Origin of the sequence: Vibrio sp. B183 (genome assembly GCF_000740665.1) — a bacterium.
Taxonomy (GTDB): domain Bacteria; phylum Pseudomonadota; class Gammaproteobacteria; order Enterobacterales; family Vibrionaceae; genus Vibrio; species Vibrio coralliilyticus.
Genome location: NZ_JPQB01000014.1, coordinates 274,301 through 297,745, shown reverse-complemented (window position 1 = coordinate 297,745; position 23,445 = coordinate 274,301). Strand labels below are relative to the sequence as shown.

Sequence of the window (23,445 nt, the reverse complement as noted above, 5' to 3'; positions counted from 1 at the left end):
CGAAGCTATCGAGCTTCGCTTTTTTGATTATTGATTTTCGTCGGCGTCTTGTCGCTTGATTACCTTATGGCCGTCTTCTGACACGCCTTGTTTCCAGTAACTGCTGATATAGATATTCTCGCGAGCCACTTCCTTTTCATTACGGAAGTACTTCCTTAGTTTGCGCATTGAATCAAATTCACATGCACACCAAACGGAAGCGTTGCCCTCTAACCAAGGCAGGCTTCGTACTTGCTCTTCAAGAGATTGTGATGCAGTGAGCCAGATAACCTTGACGTTTTCTGGAGCCTCAATTGGCTGAACATCCGCTTCTGATTCAACCTGAATAACAGCGTAACCTTTTGCCTGTTCAGGTAGGCTTCGAACTTTAACACTTAAAGCTGGCAAAGCTGTCATGTCGGCGACCATAAAGAACCAATCTGCTTCCAGATTTAAGGCCGAAATGGAACCTGGCCCTGCAATAGCGATGTTGTCATTAACCTGAGCTTGCATTGCCCAACGTGCAGCGAAACCACACTGTAAATCCTGAGTGATGTGGCGAACAAAATCGACTTCAACTGTACAGGCTACTGGGTCAAAATGGCGAATTGTGTAAGTTCGCATTACGGGGCGTTCTTCTTCACCTAGTTGACTTAAATCTGTACCACCTTCTCGATTAAACAGGAGCTTGATGTAGCCGCCAGTGCAATCGGCTGGAAATTCAGCTAACTCTGAGCCATGCAGCGTAATACGTTGCATGTTCGGAGTGATTGCTTGTGTTGACTGGACGGTAAGTGATTTTGCTGATGGCTTCTTCATACTTCTACTCGATAACTATTCTCTTTCGCATTTAGATTAACAGCACTTTCGTCAGCGAGACAGCATCTTTAACATTATTTACATTGAAGCGCCTGATCACAGCATCGGCAAGGTTGAACCTACCAACAATGCCGCCATAAGCACATTAAAACTTCTCACTCTAATATTGCTTGTTAACCAGCGTTGGAGTTCACGACCAGCAATGATCCAGAAGCTTCCCGATGGAAAATTCACCAGTAAGAAGGTACAAGCGATGATCGAAAGCTCAAACCAACCGCCGCCGTTACTGTACAAAGTGACTGAGCTAAGTGCCATTGACCAGCCTTTAGGGTTTACCCACTGGAAACTGGCTGCGCCTAAAAAGGTCATTGGCTTGAAGTCTTCGACGTCTTTCGCTTTACCACTAAGGGCAATTTTAATCGCCAGATAGCCAAGGTAAGTTAGGCTGACATATTTGAGAATTTGGTGAGTCACTGGATAAGCTTCAAAAATGCCCGTCAGACCAATACCGACCAACATCACCATAAAAGCAAACCCAAAGGCTACCCCTGACATATGAGGTAGAGTTCGTCTGTAACCTACATTTGCTCCTGAGGTCATCAGCATAATGTTGTTAGGCCCCGGAGTGAAGGTCGAGACAAAGGCAAAAAGCACCAGAGCGCCAAGTTGTTCTAATTCCATGATGGACTCCTGTTCTTGCTTGGAGAAGCAAGATTATTGCGTTGAATGAATTGTCTGACCGGTCGAGTTCTATATTAGGTGGATTGGGGCGCAATTTTGTGTTTTTATTCGAAGGCTAACCTGAAATTGCACAATATAGAGGCGACATGGATAAGTTTGACGAAAGAATATTGCACGAGCTGAAATTGGACGGAAGGATCTCCAATGTTGAGCTCGCTGAACGGATTGGTTTATCACCTTCAGCAACATTGCGAAGAGTGCAGGAATTAGAAAAACAAGGCGTTATTAAAGGCTATCGTGCTGTATTGGATAGCAGCCAACTGGGTGTTGGATTTGCTGCCTATGTTTCCATTGGTTTGGCGAGTCACAGAAAACAAGCTCAGTTAGAGTTTGAAGAGCATGTCAGATTTGTTGACGAAGTCGTAGAGTGCCACAACATTACCGGCTCAAACGAGTACCTGCTTAGAGTTGAGACTAAGGATCTTCCTAGCTACAAGAAGTTTCACGCCGATGTACTTGGTGAGTGCCGACAGGTGAACTCTATTACCACTATGGTGGTGATGGACACACCTAAAGATGAACGCTAATAACATCAGTTTTTCCGAATAATACCACTCACCAATTTCATTAAGCTGTAAAAGTCACCCCATAAAGAGCTAACGCTATGAGTTGGCTCTTTTTATTGTCATTAATCAGACATTAGTTCGCCACTTAAACGTCATCGCTTAGCCATCAAAGCTTCACGCCGTTTATCTAGCTTAACCGTATCTCATATTTCGAGCATTGTGCTCATGGAAAATATAAAGGTAACTAAGATGAAAAAAGCAGTGTTAGCTTCAGCGGTAATCGCAGCTATGGCGTCGGGCTCTTCTTTGGCGGCAACCGTTTACAGTTCTGATGGTACCGAGTTGAAAATCGGTGGACGAGTTGAATTTCGTGGTGATTTTATTGGCACTTCTGATGGCGCTGAAATCGAAGGATCTATGGATGACAGCACACGTGCTCGTATCAACCTTAAAGGTCAAACCCAACTTAGCGAATCTTTGACTGGTTTCGGTGTTTACGAGGCTGAGCACAAAACTGGTGCTGGTGCTTCTAACAGTGACAACTCGGACACTGAAATTGAAAACCGCTACATGTACGCGGGCATGAAGGGTAACTTTGGTGAACTCTCATTTGGCCGTCAAGATATGGCGTCAGTCATTGTGTCCGACATGACGGATATTACTGAATTCTCTGGTATTCAGCAGAGCATCGACTCTTCGAGTGACAAAGAAGATAGTGTGATTGCTTACTCTGCTCACCTCGTCGAGGCACTGCAGCTAAAAGCGACCTTCCGTGCGAATGACGAAAAAGACAAAGATGGTTACAGCTTGGCTGGTTTCTATTCACTGCCAATGGGGCTTGATCTTGGTCTTTCGTTCTCTGGCGCAGATCTGGGTACAGGTAGCGGTAGCGAATCACAGATCCTAGCGGGTTTGGGTTACACATTTGATGCTTTATACCTAGGTGCAAGTTATTCAACGGGTGATTTGGATGACAAAGCAACAGGTGCGACTAATAAAGAGTTCACAGCAATGGAATTTGTAGCTCAGTACCAATTCACGGATCAATTCTCAGCAGCGGCGCTTTACACCAATCAGGAAAATGAAGCTGCAAACGGAACTAAAGCTGATGCGACCGATGGCGTAGAAGTAGTGGGTTATTACAAATTCAATGGCAATTTCCGTACTTACCTTTCTTACTACCTGAATGGTTTGACGGAAGTTAAAGACCCCAACGGCATCGTGACCGCTGGTGAAGATACTCTGCGTTTAGGTATACGTTACGACTTCTAATCAGACGTTTTCATCTGAATCGAAGCCAGGCATTAGCTTGGCTTTTTTTATTGCAGATAATTTAAATAAACATTAATTAATCTCGGCGTTTTCTTTAGCTAGATATATTTGTTTTGTTAATTAAATATCATTGATTTATATGTCTGTAACTATATGAAATTAAATAAATAATAGTGTGGACTTGGTCACATTTTATCTCTAGAATTGCCGCCTGATTTTATATGGGAATATTCCCGAATCAAGGAAGACGCTAACTAATTGATTGAGATTAATTCAATGCAACAATCATTAAATAACTTGTCTATTCGCCGTCAGGTCTTATTACCTGTATTACTAACAACGATTACTCTGCTCGTCGCACTTTGGATTACAAAGAACAACTTGCAAGAAGAGCAAGCAACGACTGCCTCTAACACAGATTCTCTAATCTTTTATAAAGATACGCTGGCAAATATCGATGATCAGGTATACCCGCTGAGAATCAGTGCCGTGTATGCGATTTATGATGCATCTCGTCGCGAAGTCTTCCTGAACGAATTGAGAGCTGGAATGGCTCAGATTCAAAAAGACCTCGACATGATGGCATCAAGAAAAACATTTCGTGATGATGTGAATGTGGTACGCCGTGCCATTGAGAATTACGTCAGTTTTTCCAATCGCTCGGTTGAATTGTTTACTCGTCGAGATAACGGTGCGGTCAGTGAGCAGGAATACAACAACTTCATTGCTCAGTACCGTAACGCGGGTAATGAAATGGTCGGTGCAATCAATACATTATCTCAAAAAGTGAATGAGTTTGCTGGTAAAGCAATGGAACAGAGTACTCGTAATAACGAGAAAGTTCAGAACACTGCGATGTATACGGTATTGGCTGTTTTGGCGGCTTCTCTTTTTGTCGCTTGGCTGCTATCGGGCATGATCGTAACGCCTATCCAAAAGTTACAATCGGTGATGCGCGAAATTGCTCAAGGTAACTTGAGTGCTCGTGCGGATTCTGAAGGTGAAAACGAAGTCGCTCAGCTAAGCAAAGATGTGAATTCCACGGCTGAGCAACTGCACATGACAGTAGACGAGTTGATGCGTATTAGTGAAGAAGTAGCATCGGCATCTACTGAACTAGCGGCAGTGATGACGCAAGCTGAAGGTAATGCTCAACAAGAGCTGGCGGAGATTGAGCAAGTGGCTTCTGCTGTCAACGAACTGGCTAGTACAGCAGATAATGTCAGTGACAATGCTCAGCTCGCTGACTCCACGGCACGTGAAGCTGATCAATTGGCAAAATCTGGGCTACAAATCTTCCAAGAGAGTAGTGAAGCCAGCGCACAGATGAGTCATGCACTGAATAATGCGGCTCAGGTTGTACTGACTCTTAAAGAGCAATCAGAGCAAATCAGTGATGTGATTGAAGTGATTCGTGGCGTCTCTGAACAGACAAACTTGCTAGCGCTGAACGCAGCTATTGAAGCGGCGCGAGCAGGGGAGTCAGGCCGAGGATTTGCTGTAGTCGCGGATGAAGTCCGAATGTTAGCAGCTCGCACTCAAGAGTCGACTGGTGAAATTCAGGCGATTATTGAAGAGTTGCAGAAGCAATCCGGCTTAGCAAACGACAGCATGCAGGTGAGCTTGGAAATGTTAGATAAAAACAATCAACTGGCGAAACAAGCTAACGAAGCGTTGGTCGGTATTACCGAGTCAGTGGTTAATATTAATGACACCAATACTCAGGTGGCCACGGCAGCCGAACAGCAGTCTCAGGTCACTCAGGATATTAACCGAAACGTGGTGAACATGTCTGAGTTGGTTAACCAAAACGTAACGGGCATTAGCCAAAGCGCGAGTGCTAGCTCGGAGCTGTCACAGTTGGCAGAAAAACAGAAAGCGCAGCTTTCTTTCTTCAAGCTTTAAGTTGTCATTGTTTTCATTCCAAAGGGCTGTTGAGCGATCATCAGCCCTTCTTCTTATTTAAGACATTTCTGTGACATGGATTGTTATTTTATTTGATTTGGTTACAATGCTCGTTCGCTCCTGAATTGTGCATTCGTATTTGCGCAGAAAAGGACAAAACTCTCGTCTTTAACCTTTTGTTTTTTCAGTTAATGACATGATTTTAAATTGCATGTGTTGCTTGGTGTGCAACACCACTGTAAAGGACAGTTAAATGCCTATTATTACTCTTCCTGACGGCAGTCAGCGTCAATTTGACAACCCAGTTTCTACTCTTGAAGTCGCTCAATCTATCGGTCCCGGTCTTGCGAAAGCAACCATCGCAGGTCGTGTAGATGGCAACCGTGTTGATGCATGCGATCTTATCGAACAAGATGCAAGCCTAGAAATCATCACAGTTAAAGATGAAGTAGATGGCCTAGAAATCGTTCGCCACTCATGTGCTCACCTACTTGGTCACGCGATCAAGCAGCTTTTCCCTGAAGCGAAAATGGCGATTGGTCCAACTATCGACAATGGCTTCTACTACGATATCGATCTAGAGCACTCTCTAACGCAAGAAGATCTGGATAAGATCGAAAAGCGCATGAAAGAGCTGGCTAAGACCAAATACCAAGTTATCAAGAAAAAGGTTAGCTGGCAGGAAGCTCGCGATGCATTTGAAGCTCGCGGTGAAACGTACAAGATTGAAATCCTTGACGAGAACGTATCTCGTGACGATCGTCCAGGCTTGTACCATCATGAAGAATATATCGATATGTGTCGTGGTCCTCACGTACCACATATGGGTTTCTGTCAGCACTTCACGCTACTTAACGTAGCTGGTGCTTACTGGCGTGGTAACAGCGACAACAAGATGCTTCAACGTATCTACGGTACTGCATTCCACGACAAAAAAGCGCTGAAAGCGCACCTAACTCGTTTAGAAGAAGCGGCGAAGCGTGACCACCGTAAGATTGGTAAGCAGTTAGACCTATTCCACATGCAGCAAGAAGCACCGGGTATGGTGTTCTGGCACCACAATGGTTGGTCTATCTTCCGTGATCTGGAAGTCTTCATCCGCGCTAAGCTAGATGAATATGGTTACCAAGAAGTAAAAGGCCCATTGATGATGGACCGAGTGCTTTGGGAACGTTCTGGTCACTGGGACAAGTACGCAGATGCAATGTTCACGACGTCTTCTGAAAACCGTGAATACGCGATCAAGCCAATGAACTGCCCGGGCCACGTTCAGATCTTTAACCAAGGTCTTAAATCATACCGTGATCTACCGTTACGTATGGCGGAATTTGGTTCTTGTCACCGTAACGAACCTTCTGGTGCGCTACACGGTATTATGCGTGTACGTGGCTTCACTCAGGATGATGCACACATCTTCTGTACTGAGAGTCAAATCCAAGAGGAAGTGACTAGCTGTATCAAGATGGTTTACGATACGTATCAAACATTTGGTTTCGATAACATCGTCGTTAAACTATCAACTCGCCCTGAAAAGCGTGTCGGCTCAGATGAGATCTGGGACCAATCTGAAGAAGCGCTTAAGCAGTCTCTTGAAGCAATGAATATTGAATATGAGCTTCAGGAAGGCGAAGGTGCATTCTACGGCCCTAAAATTGAATTTACACTGCATGACTGTTTAGACCGTGCATGGCAGTGTGGTACGGTTCAGCTAGACTTCAACCTACCAGGCCGTCTAGGTGCGACTTACGTGGATGAAAACAACGAACGTCAAGTTCCTGTAATGATTCACCGTGCTATCCTAGGTTCACTAGAACGATTCATTGGTATTCTGATTGAAGAATACTTCGGTTTCTTCCCGACTTGGCTATCTCCGGAGCAAGCAGTAATTATGAATATTACTGATAAGCAATCGGATTATGCTCAGGAAGTGGCCCAAAAACTACAAAAATGTGGAATTAGAGCTAAAGCAGACTTGAGAAATGAGAAGATTGGCTTTAAAATCCGCGAACACACTTTGAAGCGTGTACCGTATATGCTGGTTTGTGGCGACCAAGAGATGGAAGCTGGAGAGATTGCAGTACGTACTCGTAAAGGTAAGGATCTCGGCAAGTTTAAAGTGGATGACTTTATTTCATACATCCAAGACGAGATTTCAAGCCGTAAGCTCAATCTGGAGGAATAAACTATTAAAGGCGGAAGACGCGGCCAAGTACCGGCCAAACAAAATGCTCATCGTTTAAACGGTGAAATTCGTGGCGTTCGTGAAGTTCGTTTGACTGGCGCTGATGGCGAATCAGTTGGCGTTGTTTCTATTCAAGAAGCAGTAGCAGCAGCTGAAGAAGCGGGTATGGATCTAGTAGAAATCAGTCCAAACGCTGAGCCACCAGTATGTCGAGTAATGGACTACGGTAAATTCCTCTTTGAGAAGAGCAAATCTGCTAAAGAGCAGAAGAAGAAGCAAAAACAGGTTCAGATTAAGGAAGTAAAATTCCGTCCTGGAACTGATATTGGAGACTATCAGGTAAAACTACGCAACCTGACGCGTTTCCTTGAAGAAGGCAACAAAGTGAAGGTAACAATTCGCTTCCGTGGCCGAGAAATGGCACACCAAGAGATCGGTGTTGACGTTCTAAATCGTCTTAAGGAAGACACTGTTGATTTAGCAGTAGTGGAATCTTTCCCTAAGAAGATCGAAGGTCGTCAGATGATCATGGTTCTTGCCCCTAAAAAGAAGTAATTAACGGCTTACAAGTAATTAAACCCTGCCGTTTTTAAACGGCGGGGTTTTATTCGCCCTAATTACATGTTTATTAAACTACTACAATGCGGAGTTATTCATCATGCCTAAGATGAAAACCAACAAAGGTGCTGCTAAGCGTTTCAAGAAAACTGCTGGTGGTATTAAGTTCAAGCACGCTACTAAACGTCACATCCTGACTAAGCGTACTACTAAGAACAAGCGTCAACTACGTCCAAACGCAATCCTTCCTAAGTGTGAAGTGGCTGCAGTTGTTCGTATGATGCCATACGCTTAATTCTTTTTAGTTTATTTATCGTTTAGTTTAGGAGAAGCATAATGCCTCGCGTAAAACGTGGTGTACAAGCTCGTGCACGTCATAAGAAAGTTCTAAAACAAGCTAAAGGTTACTACGGTGCACGTTCACGTGTTTACCGCGTAGCTTTCCAAGCAGTTACTAAAGCTGGTCAATACGCTTACCGTGACCGTCGCAACAAGAAGCGTCAATTCCGTCAACTATGGATTGCACGTATCAACGCGGCATCTCGTCAGAATGGTCTATCTTACAGCCGTTTCATCAACGGTCTTAAGAAAGCATCTATCGAGATCGACCGTAAGATCCTTGCTGACATCGCGGTATTCGACAAAGCTGCATTCGCAGTTTTAGTTGAAAAAGCGAAAGCTGCTCTTTAATTAGAGTTAGTTATTAGGATTAAGAAAAGGGGAGCTTCGGCTCTCCTTTTTTGTTTCTGCTATTCCCACATTTCGTTCAAGATGACCAACCCCTACGTTATTGGTCAAATGTTTCAATCCATTCATTACTTTTCTTCTGCCAATATATTGGATAGCAAGTCACAAATCGCACGATTAATCTGGCTTAACTATTAGACATTGCTGTGACTGTGCTCCATCTATGCGCAATTAGGCACAATTGAGATTAAGATGCTGTCTTGATATGGGCTAAGAGAAAGGGACGTCGTGCACGATTATATTATTGTTGGTGGAGGCATTGTGGGTGCGTCTACTGCATGGCAGCTAAAACAAAAATACCCAGCTAAGCGAATACTTCTGTTAGAGAAGGAAGCCGATTTTGCGCAGCATCAGACAGGTCACAATAGCGGTGTGATTCATGCTGGCGTTTACTATCAGCCCGGAAGTCTCAAAGCGGACTTTTGTAAGCGTGGCGTGCAGGCGACCATCGATTTTTGTCAGCGTCACGGTATCGACGTAGAAAACTGCGGGAAGCTCATTGTCGCAACGACAGACGATGAATTAGAGCGGATGGAGGCGCTTTTTGAACGTTGCCAGCAAAACGAAATTGACGTTGAATTGCTCGACCAAGCTCAACTCAAATTGGCTGAGCCTAACATTACGGGCTTAGGTGCCATCTACGTTAAGCAGACAAGCATTGTCGATTACAAAAAAGTTGCTCAATGCATGGTTGAAGAATTCACGGCTTCTGGTGGGTTGATTGGGTTGAGAACGAGAGTCGTAGCCGCGCAAGAGCTTGAAGAGGAGGTTCAGCTTACGTGCGTCGTCGATGGGCAAACAATGCAGCTTAATACCCGACATTTGATCACTTGCAGTGGCTTAATGGCAGACAGAATGACGCGAATGTTGGGGATTAAAACTGATTTTCAAATCATCCCCTATCGGGGCGAATACTACCAATTACCTGAGAAACACAATCAAATCGTTAATCACCTGATTTACCCCGTTCCTGACCCTGCGTTACCGTTTCTTGGGGTACACCTTACTCGAATGATAGATGGCAGTGTGACGGTTGGACCCAATGCGGTGCAAGGCTGGAAGAGAGAAGGGTATTCGAAGTTTAACTTCAGCTTACGTGATACGTTGCAAATGCTGTTGTTTAAAGGCTTCTGGCGTGTCTCAGCGAAGCATTTAAACACTGGGCTAGAAGAGTTCAAAAACTCATGGTGGAAGCCGGGTTATCTCAAGCTCGTCAATAAATATTGCCCTGCAGTGGCATTGGAAGATTTGCAACCCTATCCAGCAGGTGTGCGTGCTCAGGCTGTGCTAGAAGACGGTACACTGGTACATGATTTTTTGTTTTCTGAAAGTGTTCGAAGTCTTCATGTCTGCAATGCACCTAGCCCTGCAGCTACCTCAGCCATACCTATTGGCGAATATATTTGCAAAAAAATAGAAGAGAAGTTTGAGTAAAGCAGTAGTGCTTCAGGTTATCTATTAATCACAAAGGGCGGAGTCGGGAATGGACTCCGCCTTTTTTGATTTATGTAATGAAGTTATGGACAAAGCGGCCCAGGTTTAGCTATTCGCTCAATCATATAATCATCCCGAAGGTTGCGATTGACCACGGCATGCCACACTTCGCCATTTTCGAGGGTAAATTCAATGGCGTAATTCATCCCGCTGACCACTTGGGTCCTCACCTGATTGATTTGTTTGACGGGTGATTCAGTGTTCATCTGGCCCAGAATGGTATCCATCGCCCTCATGACTTCAGGCGTTATGCTTGAGGTCGACCATCCACCAGGTAACCCTTTTTCCATGCACATCGGGTTTTTAGCCAGTTCCGGCTCAGGCTGTGATTGTGTAGCGCAGCCAGCAAGTGCCAACACAGATATGACTGACGAAGCAAAAATTCTGTTCATTATAATTATGCCTTGATGTTAAGAGTGTAAGCGAAGCTTAGGTCAATCTATTACTTAGAGTGAGTGGCTTCTGTTTAATTAATCATAGAGAGTTAGACGTTCAACACGTTAAATTTAGGTCAGAGTTGAGCATGAGGAAAGGTGTTGCCGCTCTTAAGCGTGGTGAGAGGTAAAGCGTGAAGTCAGGAGAGATGGTTGTCAGAGGTTTCTATGGAATATCAGCTAGCTAAAGCGCATTTAAAAATTCTGGTATTTAATTTGCTGGTAGTTTAACCAGCGCACACTCTCTAAAGGTGTGAGAGCTATAATTATAATGTTCTCAGCAGTGTTGGGCAGAGGAATGGATGATGAAAAAATGGGGATTATTAACAGCGCTCTGTTTTGCTTTAACTGGCTGTAGTACCAAGTTTGTTTATAACAATATGGATTGGTTGTTGGTTGAGTATCTGGAAGATTTTGTTGAATTAAATGACGAGCAAGAAGAGCTGGTCAGTGAAAAAATTGAAGTGCTCAGCGATTGGCATCGACGGGAAGAGATTCCAAATTATATCCAGCATTTGGATCAGCTCATTGCGCTTGATCCTAAATCGTTTACTGAAGAAGACTTAAAGCACCAAGAAGCGCAATTCCAGAGCCATACTCAAAGACTGGTCAGTCAGATAGCGCCAGAAATGTTTGCATTAGCGAGTGAGCTGTCTGATGACCAAGCGGAAGAGCTAATGGATAATATTCGTGTTCGACATACACGTTATAAAAAGAAATATCAGAAGCTCACTGAAGACAAAATTCGTGAAAACTATGAAGAAAAGATCACTGAGAATTTTGATGACTGGCTAGGCTCTGTAACGCCCGAACAAGAAAGAATGATTCAAGAATGGACCTCTCAACTCTATGTAACTTCATATGACTGGATAGATCATCAAACCAAAATGCGAGTGGAAATGAATGCTTTGCTTACCAATCGTATGCAAGTCGGATATTTTCAACCTCACTTCCAACAGCTGATGTTTAATCCCGCTAGCTTTTATTCGACGGAGTTGGAGCAAAAGATCGGTCACAACAAAGCGGTTGCCGATAAGTATTTGGTTAAAATAATAAACTCAGTGACAGACAAACAGACCGCGTATTACCGCCAAGAGCTGCGTGATTGGAAAAACATCGCACTCGATATTCAGTGATCTAGTTGGCGTAATAAGTCATTTCATCGTATTCCAAAGGGGCAAAAAATTTGCCCCTTTAGTTTACCTGAGGAGAGAACGTCGCTACATTGGGCTAATAATCCTCAACTGAATCAAAAAGATGGAATGGATTCTATTGTTTGTAGCCGGAGTGCTTGGCGGAATTCTTAACAGTGTTGCAGGTGGTGGTAGTTTCATCACGTTTCCTAGCTTACTGTTTGTTGGCGTGCCTCCTGTTGTCGCCAACGCAACCAATACTTTTGCCGCTTGTGCTGGTTACGTCAGCGGCGCTTACGGGTTTCGCCAAGACATCGGTAAACATCCTCAAACCATTTTGTTTACAGTCATCCTGAGCTTAATCGGTGGCGCTTTAGGGGCTTACCTATTGCTGAGCGTTTCTGAATCTCTGTTTCTGGAAGCCATCCCTTGGTTGCTGTTGTTTGCGACAGTGTTGTTCTTGTTCGGCAACAAAATCAGTGAGTGGTCTGGAAAGCTGGTTCGTAAGGGCTCTGTAAACCCAGTTTGGTCGACCATCGCACTCTCCGTGTTTTTGGTTTTGGTCTCTGCATATGGAGGCTTCTTCAACGCTGGGCTAGGGGTCATCGTACTGAGTTACTTGGTTCTTGCTGGGTACAAAGACATTAATCAAATGAATGGCCTTAAGCTTTTGGTGTCTTCCTGCGTTTCTCTAACGGCCATCTTAGTGTTTGTTCTGGATGGTTCAATAGATTGGCCTAGAGGCATTGTCGTGATGCTGGGGACGCTATCAGGAGGCTATGTCGCCGCGCGGGTGTCACGTAATGTGCCTCAGCAATACGTCAAAGGTTTTGTGGCTGTATCGAGCGTTTTGATGACCACATACTTTTTCTACGATGTTTATTGGGCGTGAATGAATCGACAGATCATAGTTAGTCATGTTGTGTCTCATAAATAACCACATAAATTATGATGAAATTCTAAGTTTGCTGATGTGTTGGTAAGCAAGTTGTTAAATATTTGATACGTTTAGTTTCTATACTGAGAAACTGCTTCAAATTATCACAACAACAAAGGTTACTCATTGCATGTTTGATTACACAGCGTTCAACCAGACGGCTGCTCAAAATCAAGACATCATCACCAAGCTGAACGAAATCTATGCTCTGGCAATGAAGTCTTACCCACCGCTCTCCCGTTTTTCCATCGCTTTGATTGGTAACAATACCGTGTCTAATTATTATGTCAGAGACAAGCTGGCAGACATCGGCCGATATGATTATCTCGAACAAGAACTAAGAGAAAACTCGTCACTTACCAGTATTGCATTTACTGCCAATATCAGAATTGTCGACTGTTTGCGCGATATGCTGCAGACAGAGCGAATCAAGGAACTGATTAAACTCGGCCATAGTAGCAGCTACACCTTTCCCATTTCTTATCAGGGAAAAACGATTGGCTTCATATTTTTCAATGCTTCTGAAGACGGTTTTTTCAGCCTTAGTGACAGTCAACGAGACTTTGCTTACCTGTCGCAGCTCATTGCAGGCTTGTTTGTCCAATTGTATGAAAACCAGAAACATTTTCAGTCTACCTTGGCGGTTGCGTTGAATATGGGGCACGCTCGTGATCCTGAAACGCAAGAGCATCTGACGCGGATGGGAATGTACAGTGAGCTGATTGCCCGTTTACTGTCAGAAACCGTTGCTGAAGTGACACACCCATTTATTCATCGTATCCGTTTGTATGCGCCCTTTCATGATATTGGCAAGTATATGATTCCTGATGAGATTCTGTACAGCAGTCGTCGATATACACCTCAGGAGCGAGAAATAATGAACCGCCACACGGTTTATGGTGAAGGCATTATCGACGATGTAATTTCGTTATCGAGTGTGAACTCCGTTTCGAGTGAAGAAATCTCGTTTATCAAGAATATTGTCCGTCATCACCATGAGCACTTTAATGGAAAAGGGCTCCCTGATGGCTTGAAAGGTGAGTCGATTCCGCTAGAAGCTCGGATTGTCACACTGGCGGATGTTTTTGATGCGCTGCTCAGTAAAAGAGCCTATAAGCCAGCGTGGTCTGTGGAGCAAGTAGTGGAATATATCGAAGAAAATGAGGGCGTTATATTCGATCCACAGTGCGTCAGGGTTCTAGTGTCTAACCTCGAACTGTTTCTTGATATTCGAGCGACCTACGTTGATCGAGCTGAAGCGGTAGACGCTATAGCTTCGTGATCGAAGCGCAATTATGAATCACATTGTTAGATGTTTTGATAAGGATTTAGGTTAATTTTTGCCCGAAAGTGCCACAATGACTGTGTAGAAAAAGCGCGCTCTACCTACCTCACTTTTTCCCTTTCTTTTCTCTTGGTAGGAGGAGTTATGGACAGAAAACTAGGTCGTGTGATGTCAGGCAGCAGAATGGTAACATTTATTGCTTTTCTGGCCGCAACCTTTGCCTGGATTTTAAAGATGCCGGCTTTGTTCACCGTTTCAGTGGTAGCGTTGATCGCCAGTGGCATGTTGTATTGGAATGACAAGCGTAAAGAAAGCGACAAACACGAAGAAGCCTGACAGTAAAAGAGCGCCCTAGGGCGCTCTTTATGTTTAGAAAAAACCGAGTGGGTTAACGTCGTAGCTAATAAGTAAGTTTTTGGTGTTCTGGTAGTGATCCAGCATCATCTTATGCGTTTCACGGCCAATACCTGACTTCTTATAACCACCGAAGGCAGCGTGTGCTGGGTAGGCATGGTAACAGTTCACCCAAATACGACCCGCTTCGATGTTGCGACCCATGCGGTAGGCTAGATTGGCATCTCGCGTCCAGACACCTGCGCCTAAGCCATATTCGGTATCGTTCGCAATGGCCAGTGCTTCGGCTTCGTCTTTAAACTTAGTAATGGCGATGACTGGGCCAAAGATCTCTTCCTGGAAGACACGCATCTTATTGTTACCTTCAAGAAGTGTTGGCTGAATGTAGTAACCCGATTCGATATCGTCTTTTTGCTGAGCGACTTCACCACCGAACACAACTTTCGCGCCTTCTTGGCGGCCTATCTCTAGGTAGCTCAGGATCTTGTCAAATTGTTCCTGAGAAGCTTGTGCACCTACCTGAGTGTCTGTATCCAGCGGGTTACCTTGCTGGATGCTCTTTGCACGTTCGGCCACTTTGGCGATGAACTTGTCGTACACGGACTCATGCACCAATACACGTGAAGGGCAGGTACAGACTTCGCCTTGGTTGAAGAAGGCCAATAGCGTACCTTCGATACACTTCTCCAAGTATTCGTCTTCATGGTCGAAGATGTCCGGGAAATAGATGTTAGGTGACTTACCGCCCAGTTCCACAGTTGAAGGAATTAGGCTATCGGCTGCACATTTAAGAATGTGGTTACCGACTTGAGTCGAGCCTGTGAAAGCGATCTTGGCAATACGGTTACTGGTGGCAAGCGCTTGGCCTGCTTCACGACCAAATCCGTTGACGACGTTTACCACGCCTGCTGGAATCAAATCACCGATCTTTTCCATCAAAAGCAAGATAGAAGTTGGGGTTTGCTCAGCCGGTTTCAAAATCACACAACAACCTGCCGCGAGCGCTGGAGCCAGTTTCCAAGCTGCCATCAGCATAGGGAAGTTCCATGGAATGATCTGGCCGACAACACCAATAGGTTCAGGGAAATGGTAGCTCGCGGTATTCACATCAAGCTCGGCAGCGCTGCCTTCTTGAGCGCGGATACAGCCCGCAAAGTAGCGGAAATGGTCGACTACAAGAGGAAGATCCGCTGCAAGAGTTTCACGCACTGGTTTGCCGTTTTCCCATGTTTCTGCCACGGCAAGCTCTTCAAGGTGCTGCTCAATGCGATCGGCAATCTTGAGGAGAATATTAGAACGCTCTGTTACACTCGTGGCTGCCCAGCTCGCTCTGACATTATGAGCCGCATCAAGTGCCAGGTTGATGTCTGCTTCACCTGAACGAGCAACTTTACAGTAAGCTTGCCCATTGACTGGTGAAGTGTTGTCAAAGTATTCGCCAGACACAGGTTTCACCCACTCTCCACCAATGTAGTTGTCGTAATGGGTTTTGAAGTTAACCACAGAATCCTGACTGCCTGGTTGTGCGTAAATCATAGAAATATCCTTATTATTTTCTCGTTCAAGTTATGTTTGAAGCTGTCACCAACAGGTGAACACTTCAGTTGCCATTCATCTAACTAACGCAAATCACAGACCAATTGTTAAAAACTTGTTGTGACTTTGTTCTGGCGCTAGAGTGTTCAAGGCTTAGACTGTGTTGTTTTAAACGCATGGCGATGGAATGAGGTGTTAACAAAATGTTCACCTGTTCCAAAATGGCACACCCCAAATGCTCAAGAGTGGAACAGGTATGGAACTACAAACCCATCAACCAGACAGCTGGCTCATGTCCTCATGGCAGAGAAGTACTAATGCGGGTCTCAAACAGATCAAGAAACCTGAAGACATTAACGTGTCCAACGCGTTGCTCAAAGAGCGACGTTATAAGGCTCAAGGCGTGATTGAGGCTGTGGAGCAGTGCGTTTTGCCTTTGTTTAATCAAGTTCTTTCTCGAACAGATAGTCGGTTGATTTTGACGGATGATGAAGGGGTCATTCTTGCGAGTTGGGGGCAGGAAAGATTCCGAGAAAAGTTGATGTCGATAGCGCTGGATTCAGGCAGTTGCTGGCAGGAAAGGCTGAAAGGGACGAATGCGATTGGAACGGCACTGTTCGAAAAGAAAGCAGTGTCTATTATTGGTGAGCAGCACTTTATCAAACAGCATCGTTTCATTAGTTGCTCGGCGAGCCCGCTCTTTAACTATCGTGGTGAACTGGTTGGCATTCTCGATATTACTAGTGAACAAAGCAAACATGATGTGACGACGCAGCTGTTGGTCCAGAACATGGTGCAGCTGATTGAAAACTACCTGTTGACGCAAATCCCTGAGGGAGTATTGCAAATCAACCTTGCGCACAATGAGTCAGTTTTGAAGAGTGGTTGGCAAGGCATAGTGATTGCTGATGAAAATGGTCAGGTGGTGGCACACAATCAGGTTGCCACTCAACTTATCCCTAAGGCAGCACTTGTCGGAGAGCATGTCGAGAGCCTTCTCAAGCAGCCAGAGCAGAGCGCGCAGTTCGTCTTCGAAAAACGGACCTTAGGCCAGAAGCCGATCCAGAAAAAATGGCTCAGCGTATCGAGTGAGCTTCACTATGGTGATCACCAAGTTGAACAGGCGTGGCAACAGGCAAATAAAGTACTGGATTGTGATATTAATTTGTTAATTCTTGGAGAAACGGGGGTAGGTAAAGGCGAATTCGTCAAAGCGCTACACAAACACAGTGCTCGATGTAAGCAGCCGCTTGTCACTGTTAATTGCGGGGCACTACCTAAAGATTTGATTGAATCTGAGCTATTTGGTCATGCGTCTGGAGCGTTCACTGGAGCGAGTAAGTATGGCTATTCAGGGCGAGTGAGACAAGCGGATAAAGGTATCTTATTTCTGGATGAAATTGGAGAAATGCCGCTTGATGCGCAGTGCCGTTTGCTATCTGTCCTGCAAGACAAAGTGGTTATGCCTGTGGGTTCGGCTCAATCCTATCAAGTGGACATTCAGGTGATTGCAGCAACGCATCAGGATTTAAACCAACTGGTCGCTCAGAGACGCTTTAGGCAGGATCTCTATTATCGATTGAATGGCTTAGTGATTACTCTACCTTCACTGTATCAGCGCGAGGACAAAGCCGCCTTGATTCGGGCAATTCACGCAAAACACCAACAAAACTCCCAGCAAATCTCGGCGTCGCTAATGCAGTTATTGCTCAATTATCGTTGGCCAGGCAATCTGAGAGAGTTGGATAACCTTCTCAAAGTCACCAGCTTGATTGCTAGCGATGTAGAAGAAATCAGTATTGAGCATGTGCCTACTCACTTTGCCCAGCCATTGTTAGAAAACACTCCGGTGCAAAGTGAAGTGGTAGAACAGGATTTGAAATCAACGCTTAATAGCACATTGGTCGACACCTACCATGCGCATAACGGAAATGTCAGCAAGGTGTCCCGAGTGCTGGGAATCAGCCGGAACACCGTTTATCGAAAGCTCAAAGCATTGGGGTTGATCAAAACTAAATGATGGTCTGGTGTGAAATCTCGGGATGATAAAGAGGCTGGATGACGTGACCTTCCGGATCGCGGCAATGGAAGCTTCTCGCACCATCGCTGTGATCATGAGGCGCGTCAAGCAGTGTGACTCCTTTCTCTTGCATGAACTCATACCAATGATGGAGCTCATCTTTACTTCTAACAATAAAACCAAAGTGATCGACGCTGATAGGCGAGCATACCCGTTGTGAGTGGGCGCGACCAAGTGAGAGATTATCGCAGCCGTTAGTCAGGTAAACCAGATTATCACTTGCTCGTCTCAACACTGTCATACCCATGATGTCAGTGTAAAAAGCCTCACACTCTTCGAATTTCTGAACCACTAACGCAATATGTCTCATACCATTAAATGGAGCGGATCTGTCCATAATTACACTTCCTTGTATTTTATTTTGAATTAAATTGTACACAATAAGGCAATTGTTTTGCAATGATGATGAACATTATCAAGGAAGGTTACTAATTATGTACTGCATAATCGTCTCCAGTCGAGTAAAGAAAGGTAGGGAAGAAGACTACATCACTATCATGAATGAAAATGCCAAAGCGTCCTGTCAGAATGAGTTGGGTTGTGTACAATTTGACGTAATCAGAGATCTCAACGACCCGCAGCTCTTCCATCTGTACGAGATTTATCAAAGCCAAGAAGCTTTGGCTGTGCACAAACAAACTGAGCATTATCTGGCAAGTCGAGTTCAGTTAGCTGATATAGTGGTTGAACAGTCAGTCATTCGTGCGGATGTCGTAGCAACAAATTCAAAATAACAATCAAAAGGAAACAATGTGATGATTTGGAAAGTCTATCTTAGCGGTGAAATTCATACCGATTGGCGCGAACGTATTGTGGAAGGTGCTCAGAAGCTGGATCTGAATATTGAATTCTATTCTGCGAATACCGATCACGACTCCAGCGATGCAGCGGGTGACGTACTCAGAGAGAATGAGTCAGGCTTTTGGCGTGACCACCAATCGTCCAAAGTCAACGCCATTCGAACGTCTACTCTTATCAAACAGTGTGATATTGGCGTGGTGCGCTTTGGTGATAAATATCGTCAGTGGAATGCCGCATTTGATGCAGGCATGTTAGCGGCACTTGATAAGCCGTATATTACGCTTCACGATGAGTCTTTGATTCACCCGCTTAAAGAGGTCGATGCTGCGGCAATGGCGTGGGCGGAGTCACCAGAACATGTCGTTGAGCTCCTAAAATACGTTACGAGCCAAAAATAAAAAAAGAGCGCCACAACGGGCGCTCTTTTTACTGAAACCTAGCCTTTACAGTCCGCCCTGTTGCTGCGCCTGTTTTACTAATGCCTGACGTTGAGCTTCCTTAGTTTTTACCACTTCACTTTCCTTTTTCGCTTTAGCTTCTTCAATAGAAGGAACAAAGACAAAGTACTTATTAATAGTCATTTCAAGAACCTCAATTTAGATTGTTATAAACCATCCAGGTTAAGCTATTCACCAATGCCGTTGTGAGAACTCACACGACTCCTTGTTGTAGGTTTCAAAAAATAGAGGATGTGAGCTAGGCTAACATCCTCCATAACGTCTTAATTGTAGTAGGAGTTTCGGGTATTACAAAATACCGTACTAAGCCCCTTTAAGCAGATTTATACGTCGTAAGTAGTAGACGCTGTGTCGCCGCCTGTACCAGTCCAGTTCGTGTGGAAGAACTCACCACGTGGACGATCAGTACGCTCATAAGTGTGAGCACCGAAGTAGTCACGTTGAGCTTGAAGAAGGTTCGCTGGCAGACGTGCTGTTGTGTAGCCGTCTAGGAACGAAAGTGCAGAGATAGTACAAGGCATTGGGATGCCTGCTTCTAGCGACTTAGCTGCAACCTTACGCCATGCGCTTAGGCTGTTTTGTAGGATGCCTTTGAAGTAGTCATCTGAACCTAGGAATGCGATGTCTGGGTTCGCTTCGTACGCATCACGGATGTTACCTAGGAATGCACTGCGGATGATACAACCACCACGCCACATAAGCGCTACGTTACCGTAGTTAAGATCCCAACCGTTCTCGTTAGATGCTTCGCGCATTAGCATGAAGCCTTGAGCGTAAGAAATGATCTTAGAAGCCAGGAGAGCTTGACGAAGAGCGTCAACCCACTCTTGCTTGTCGCCTTCAACTGGAGTGATTGTCTTACCGAATAGCGATTCAGCTTCAACACGTTGATCTTTAAGCGCAGACAGACAACGAGAGAAGACAGACTCAGAGATAAGCGTTAGAGGAATACCAAGGTCTAGTGCGTTGATACCCGTCCATTTACCTGTACCTTTTTGGCCTGCAGTGTCTAGGATCTTTTCAACTAGAGGCTCACCGTCTTCATCTTTGTAACCAAGGATGTCAGCCGTGATTTCAACAAGGTAGCTGTCTAGTTCAGTCTTGTTCCAATCTGCGAATACTGCCTGCATTTCGTCTGCAGACATACCTAGGCCATCTTTCATGAACTGGTACGCTTCAGTGATCAGCTGCATGTCGCCGTATTCGATACCGTTGTGAACCATTTTAACGAAGTGGCCAGCACCGTCGTTACCAACCCAGTCACAGCAAGGCTCGCCAGCGTCAGTTTTTGCTGAGATACCTTGGAAGATAGGCTTAACTGCTTCCCAAGCTTCCGCAGAGCCGCCAGGCATGATTGAAGGACCGAAACGAGCACCTTCTTCACCACCAGATACACCAGTACCGATGAAGTGAATGCCTTTTTCACGACAATGTGCAACGCGACGGTTTGTGTCTGGGTAGTTAGTGTTACCACCATCGATGATGATGTCGCCTTCGTCTAGAAGCGGGATTAGGTTGTCAATGAACGCATCTACAACAGCACCAGCACGAACCATAAGCATCACTTTACGTGGCGCTTCTAGTTTCTCTACTAGCTCTTCCAGAGAGTAAGCACCAACGATGTTAGTTCCTTTTGCTGGGCCTTCAAGGAATTCGTCTACTTTCGCAGCAGTACGGTTGTGAGCAACCACTTTAAAGCCGTGATCGTTCATGTTCAGGATAAGGTTTTGACCCATTACTGCTAGGCCAATTACACCGATATCACCTTTCATTATTTCTCTCCAATTTCTCTAAAAATGGACGCTCGCATTACGCGATTTTTGCTGCTGCGTCTGAATCTAAGTACCACTCGGTCTCGCCAGCTTTAGACTGGATTTTCGCAGCTGGATAAGGCAGCTCGCTTGCCGGAGTAGTATGAATTTCGTTTACGATTTCAACTTTGCCTGCACCAAGTACAAGATAGCTGATACGTTTAGCGGCTTCTAAAACTTTCGCTGTTTTAGAAACACGAATCTGGCCTGATTCAGGATGAGAAGCTAATACCGATAGATTCTCGTCTTGATAATCAGTTTGACCTGGGAACAGTGATGCTGTGTGTCCATCTGCACCGACGCCTAGCAGAATCCAATCGAAGACAGGCGTGTCGTTTTCCGTTGGAATCACATCCGCCATCTCTCGTGCGAATCGCTCAGCTTCTGCTTTTGGCTCTTCTTCACCACGGATGCGATGGATGTTTTCAGCTGGTAGGTTCACTTTGCTAAATAGCAAAGCGTTCGCTTCACCGTAGTTACTTTCTGCGTCGTCAGGTGCGACGCAGCGTTCATCGCCCCACCAGAAGTGTAGGTTATTCCACTGGATAGACGTAGCGTATGTATCGGTTGATAGCAGCTTAAACAGCATTTTAGGTGTGCTACCACCCGATAGTGAAATGTGAACAGGTCGACCAAGTTCGCTGAACGCTTTCATGTCGTTCGCTAAGCTTTCTACCACCTGTTCTGCTGTTGGGAAGATCTTATGATTGATCATAGTTCGCAGTAGTCCGTGTCTGTTAGGTTCTTACATGGGAAACGCCAAGCGCGGTTTGCGCGCTGAAGTAGATCGTCTGCTTCTTTTGGCCCCCATGTGCCACAGGCGTAACCAAATAGCGCTTGTGGGTCTTGTTTGAAATCGAGAATTGGCTGAACGTACTTCCAGCAAGCTTCTACCGCATCAGTACGTGCAAATAGAGTAGCATCGCCATTCAAAGCATCAAGTAGTAAGCGCTCATACGCGGTTAGCATCTGAGTCTCTTCCAAATCATTGTAAGAGAAGTTCATCTTCACTTCTTTGGCTTTAAAACCAGCGCCTGGCTCTTTTAGGCCAAAGCTCATCTGAATGCCTTCATCCGGCTGAATACGAATGATGAGTTTGTTTTCAGGCGCGTTCTGACCAAACACTGGGTGCGGCGTGTTCTTAAAGTGGATAACCACTTCTGTTACGCGTGTTGGCAATCGCTTACCGGTACGTACGTAGAATGGTACACCGTTCCAACGCCAGTTGTTGATGTATGCTTTTAGGCCGATGTAGGTCTCAGTCCGTGAATCGTCAGCGACGCCGTTTTCTTCTCGGTAGCCCAGTAAGTGCTCGCCGCGAACGTCAGATGCGGTGTACTGCCCAAGAACAAGGTTTTTACGCAGTGACTCTTCGTCTAGAGGTTTCAGACACTGTAGAACTTTAACGACTTCGTCACGCATAGAATCTGCGTTAATTTGTGCTGGTGGCTCCATACCAACCATTGCGAGAACTTGCAGTAGGTGGTTTTGGAACATGTCGCGTACCGCACCAGAGCCGTCGTAATAACCGCCACGTTCCTCTACGCCAAGGAATTCCGCACCGGTAATTTCAACGTATTCGATAAAGTTACGGTTCCAAAGCGGTTCAAACATCGCATTTGAGAAGCGCAGAACCAGTAGATTCTGTACTGTTTCTTTACCAAGGTAATGGTCGATACGGTAGATTTGGTGCTCTTGGAAGTGTTCGTGAATTTCTTTATCGAGCTTTTGAGCAGACTCTAGATCGTAACCGAACGGCTTTTCGATGATTAGGCGTTTCCAACCATCCTCTTCGTTACTTAGACCGTGTGCAGCAAGGCTTGCAGGAATAACGCTGTATAGGCTTGGTGGAGTAGCTAAGTAGAATAGCGTGTTACGTTGCTCGAAGTTGTACTGCTCGGACAGTTGGTCAAGACGGGTAACCAGTTTGCTGTAGTCTGCGGTATCAGAGGTATTGATCGCTTGGTAGTGCAAGTGATTAATGAATGCATCTAGCGTTGCAGGCTCAGTTTTTTCCATTTCCTGAAGTGAGTGCTTCAGTTTTTCGCGGTAAGACTCGTCGCTATATTCTGTGCGGCTGACACCCAGAATAGCGAAGTTTTGTGGAAGCTGCTTACTCGCATAAAGGTGGTATAGAGCAGGGATTAACTTACGATACGTCAAGTCTCCCGAAGCACCAAAAATAACGATGCTGCTGTTTTCTGGTATTACCATCATCTTTCCCTTAGAAACGAGGTAGTTATCATGTGCCGTCAATGCTGGCTCTTTGGAAGAGCCAACCCTATCAACGGGACTTCAAAATTGATAATCGGTGATGCCTATTACTTTGATAGCCAAAACCTTAATCTTCTTGAGCTATAGAGATAAATCTCAATTCGGCAGCGTATTGTCTATGAGTATTTGATATACATCA

At 45.1% G+C, this 23,445-nt stretch carries 24 protein-coding genes; 15 read left to right on the top strand and 9 right to left on the bottom strand.

Annotation, left to right across the window (positions count from 1 at the left end):
- Nucleotides 1-27 precede the first annotated feature (27 nt).
- Complete coding sequence (locus IX95_RS15940; protein ID WP_038161757.1) at nucleotides 28-798, bottom strand: siderophore-interacting protein; 771 nt, start codon at nucleotides 796-798, stop codon at nucleotides 28-30.
- 96 nt (nucleotides 799-894) lie between these two features.
- Nucleotides 895-1,479 (bottom strand): LysE family translocator, encoded by a 585-nt coding sequence (locus IX95_RS15935; protein ID WP_006961294.1) that lies wholly within the window; start codon nucleotides 1,477-1,479, stop codon nucleotides 895-897.
- A gap of 146 nt (nucleotides 1,480-1,625) precedes the next feature.
- Here IX95_RS15935 and IX95_RS15930 point away from each other — a divergent pair, with 146 nt between their 5' ends.
- The 8 genes from IX95_RS15930 (at nucleotide 1,626) to lhgO (ending at nucleotide 10,143) form a co-directional block, all read left to right on the top strand.
- Entirely contained in the window at nucleotides 1,626-2,066 is a 441-nt protein-coding gene (locus IX95_RS15930; protein ID WP_006961293.1) for an Lrp/AsnC family transcriptional regulator, read from the top strand.
- A gap of 228 nt (nucleotides 2,067-2,294) precedes the next feature.
- Entirely contained in the window at nucleotides 2,295-3,317 is a 1,023-nt protein-coding gene (locus tag IX95_RS15925) for a porin (RefSeq protein WP_038161754.1), read from the top strand.
- Between the two features lie 276 nt (nucleotides 3,318-3,593).
- Nucleotides 3,594-5,222: a methyl-accepting chemotaxis protein gene (locus IX95_RS15920; protein ID WP_038161752.1), complete on the top strand. Its 1,629-nt coding sequence runs from the start codon at nucleotides 3,594-3,596 to the stop codon at nucleotides 5,220-5,222.
- 253 nt (nucleotides 5,223-5,475) lie between these two features.
- Entirely contained in the window at nucleotides 5,476-7,404 is a 1,929-nt protein-coding gene (gene thrS / locus IX95_RS15915; RefSeq protein ID WP_006961291.1) for a threonine--tRNA ligase, read from the top strand.
- A gap of 3 nt (nucleotides 7,405-7,407) precedes the next feature.
- Nucleotides 7,408-7,959, top strand: coding sequence for a translation initiation factor IF-3 (gene infC, locus IX95_RS15910; RefSeq protein WP_071881323.1), 552 nt, complete (start codon nucleotides 7,408-7,410; stop codon nucleotides 7,957-7,959).
- 103 nt (nucleotides 7,960-8,062) lie between these two features.
- Nucleotides 8,063-8,257 carry a 50S ribosomal protein L35 gene (gene rpmI / locus IX95_RS15905; RefSeq protein ID WP_019275792.1) on the top strand — a complete coding sequence of 65 codons (195 nt, stop codon included), beginning with the start codon at nucleotides 8,063-8,065 and terminating at the stop codon, nucleotides 8,255-8,257.
- Between the two features lie 41 nt (nucleotides 8,258-8,298).
- Nucleotides 8,299-8,652, top strand: a complete 354-nt coding sequence (rplT, locus tag IX95_RS15900; RefSeq protein WP_004401084.1) for a 50S ribosomal protein L20 — start codon at nucleotides 8,299-8,301, stop codon at nucleotides 8,650-8,652.
- A 285-nt stretch (nucleotides 8,653-8,937) separates the two neighbouring features.
- Nucleotides 8,938-10,143, top strand: coding sequence for an L-2-hydroxyglutarate oxidase (gene lhgO, locus IX95_RS15895; protein ID WP_038161746.1), 1,206 nt, complete (start codon nucleotides 8,938-8,940; stop codon nucleotides 10,141-10,143).
- Nucleotides 10,144-10,226: 83 nt separating this feature from the next.
- On the opposite strand, the gene IX95_RS15890 is transcribed toward lhgO, so the two are convergent.
- Entirely contained in the window at nucleotides 10,227-10,595 is a 369-nt protein-coding gene (locus IX95_RS15890) for a cystatin family protein (RefSeq protein ID WP_038161743.1), read from the bottom strand.
- 344 nt (nucleotides 10,596-10,939) lie between these two features.
- On the opposite strand from IX95_RS15890, the gene IX95_RS15885 reads away from it, so the two are divergent.
- From IX95_RS15885 to IX95_RS15870, 4 genes are all read left to right on the top strand, one after another.
- On the top strand, nucleotides 10,940-11,773 hold the full coding sequence (locus tag IX95_RS15885; protein ID WP_229629158.1) for a DUF6279 family lipoprotein: 834 nt from the start codon (nucleotides 10,940-10,942) through the stop codon (nucleotides 11,771-11,773).
- A gap of 121 nt (nucleotides 11,774-11,894) precedes the next feature.
- On the top strand, nucleotides 11,895-12,662 hold the full coding sequence (locus tag IX95_RS15880; protein ID WP_021456731.1) for a sulfite exporter TauE/SafE family protein: 768 nt from the start codon (nucleotides 11,895-11,897) through the stop codon (nucleotides 12,660-12,662).
- A gap of 175 nt (nucleotides 12,663-12,837) precedes the next feature.
- Nucleotides 12,838-13,989: an HD-GYP domain-containing protein gene (locus IX95_RS15875; protein ID WP_038161740.1), complete on the top strand. Its 1,152-nt coding sequence runs from the start codon at nucleotides 12,838-12,840 to the stop codon at nucleotides 13,987-13,989.
- 147 nt (nucleotides 13,990-14,136) lie between these two features.
- Nucleotides 14,137-14,328: a hypothetical protein gene (locus IX95_RS15870; protein ID WP_006961283.1), complete on the top strand. Its 192-nt coding sequence runs from the start codon at nucleotides 14,137-14,139 to the stop codon at nucleotides 14,326-14,328.
- Between the two features lie 33 nt (nucleotides 14,329-14,361).
- On the opposite strand, the gene exaC is transcribed toward IX95_RS15870, so the two are convergent.
- Nucleotides 14,362-15,882 carry an acetaldehyde dehydrogenase ExaC gene (gene exaC, locus IX95_RS15865; RefSeq protein ID WP_038161737.1) on the bottom strand — a complete coding sequence of 507 codons (1,521 nt, stop codon included), beginning with the start codon at nucleotides 15,880-15,882 and terminating at the stop codon, nucleotides 14,362-14,364.
- 256 nt (nucleotides 15,883-16,138) lie between these two features.
- On the opposite strand from exaC, the gene IX95_RS15860 reads away from it, so the two are divergent.
- A complete protein-coding gene (locus IX95_RS15860; RefSeq protein WP_038161733.1) occupies nucleotides 16,139-17,902 on the top strand; it encodes a sigma-54-dependent Fis family transcriptional regulator in 1,764 nt (587 codons plus the stop codon).
- Here IX95_RS15860 and IX95_RS15855 read toward each other — a convergent pair.
- The gene (locus IX95_RS15855; RefSeq protein WP_038161730.1) at nucleotides 17,895-18,299 is read right to left on the bottom strand and encodes a VOC family protein; all 405 of its coding nucleotides are present in this window, start codon (nucleotides 18,297-18,299) and stop codon (nucleotides 17,895-17,897) included. The genes IX95_RS15860 and IX95_RS15855 overlap by 8 nt on opposite strands.
- 97 nt (nucleotides 18,300-18,396) lie before the next feature.
- Between IX95_RS15855 and IX95_RS15850 the strand changes: the two genes are divergently transcribed.
- On the top strand, nucleotides 18,397-18,696 hold the full coding sequence (locus IX95_RS15850) for a putative quinol monooxygenase (RefSeq protein WP_038161727.1): 300 nt from the start codon (nucleotides 18,397-18,399) through the stop codon (nucleotides 18,694-18,696).
- A 21-nt stretch (nucleotides 18,697-18,717) separates the two neighbouring features.
- On the top strand, nucleotides 18,718-19,161 hold the full coding sequence (locus tag IX95_RS15845) for a YtoQ family protein (RefSeq protein WP_019275802.1): 444 nt from the start codon (nucleotides 18,718-18,720) through the stop codon (nucleotides 19,159-19,161).
- Between the two features lie 45 nt (nucleotides 19,162-19,206).
- Here IX95_RS15845 and IX95_RS26670 read toward each other — a convergent pair whose 3' ends face one another.
- From IX95_RS26670 to zwf, 4 genes are all read right to left on the bottom strand, one after another.
- Nucleotides 19,207-19,344, bottom strand: a complete 138-nt coding sequence (locus IX95_RS26670) for a hypothetical protein (protein WP_006961277.1) — start codon at nucleotides 19,342-19,344, stop codon at nucleotides 19,207-19,209.
- A gap of 200 nt (nucleotides 19,345-19,544) precedes the next feature.
- A complete protein-coding gene (gene gnd / locus IX95_RS15840) occupies nucleotides 19,545-20,993 on the bottom strand; it encodes a decarboxylating NADP(+)-dependent phosphogluconate dehydrogenase (RefSeq protein ID WP_021456736.1) in 1,449 nt (482 codons plus the stop codon).
- 37 nt (nucleotides 20,994-21,030) lie between these two features.
- On the bottom strand, nucleotides 21,031-21,747 hold the full coding sequence (pgl, locus tag IX95_RS15835; RefSeq protein ID WP_019275804.1) for a 6-phosphogluconolactonase: 717 nt from the start codon (nucleotides 21,745-21,747) through the stop codon (nucleotides 21,031-21,033).
- Nucleotides 21,744-23,246: a glucose-6-phosphate dehydrogenase gene (zwf, locus tag IX95_RS15830; protein ID WP_038161723.1), complete on the bottom strand. Its 1,503-nt coding sequence runs from the start codon at nucleotides 23,244-23,246 to the stop codon at nucleotides 21,744-21,746. The genes pgl and zwf overlap by 4 nt, the downstream gene beginning before the upstream one ends.
- Nucleotides 23,247-23,445 lie beyond the last annotated feature (199 nt).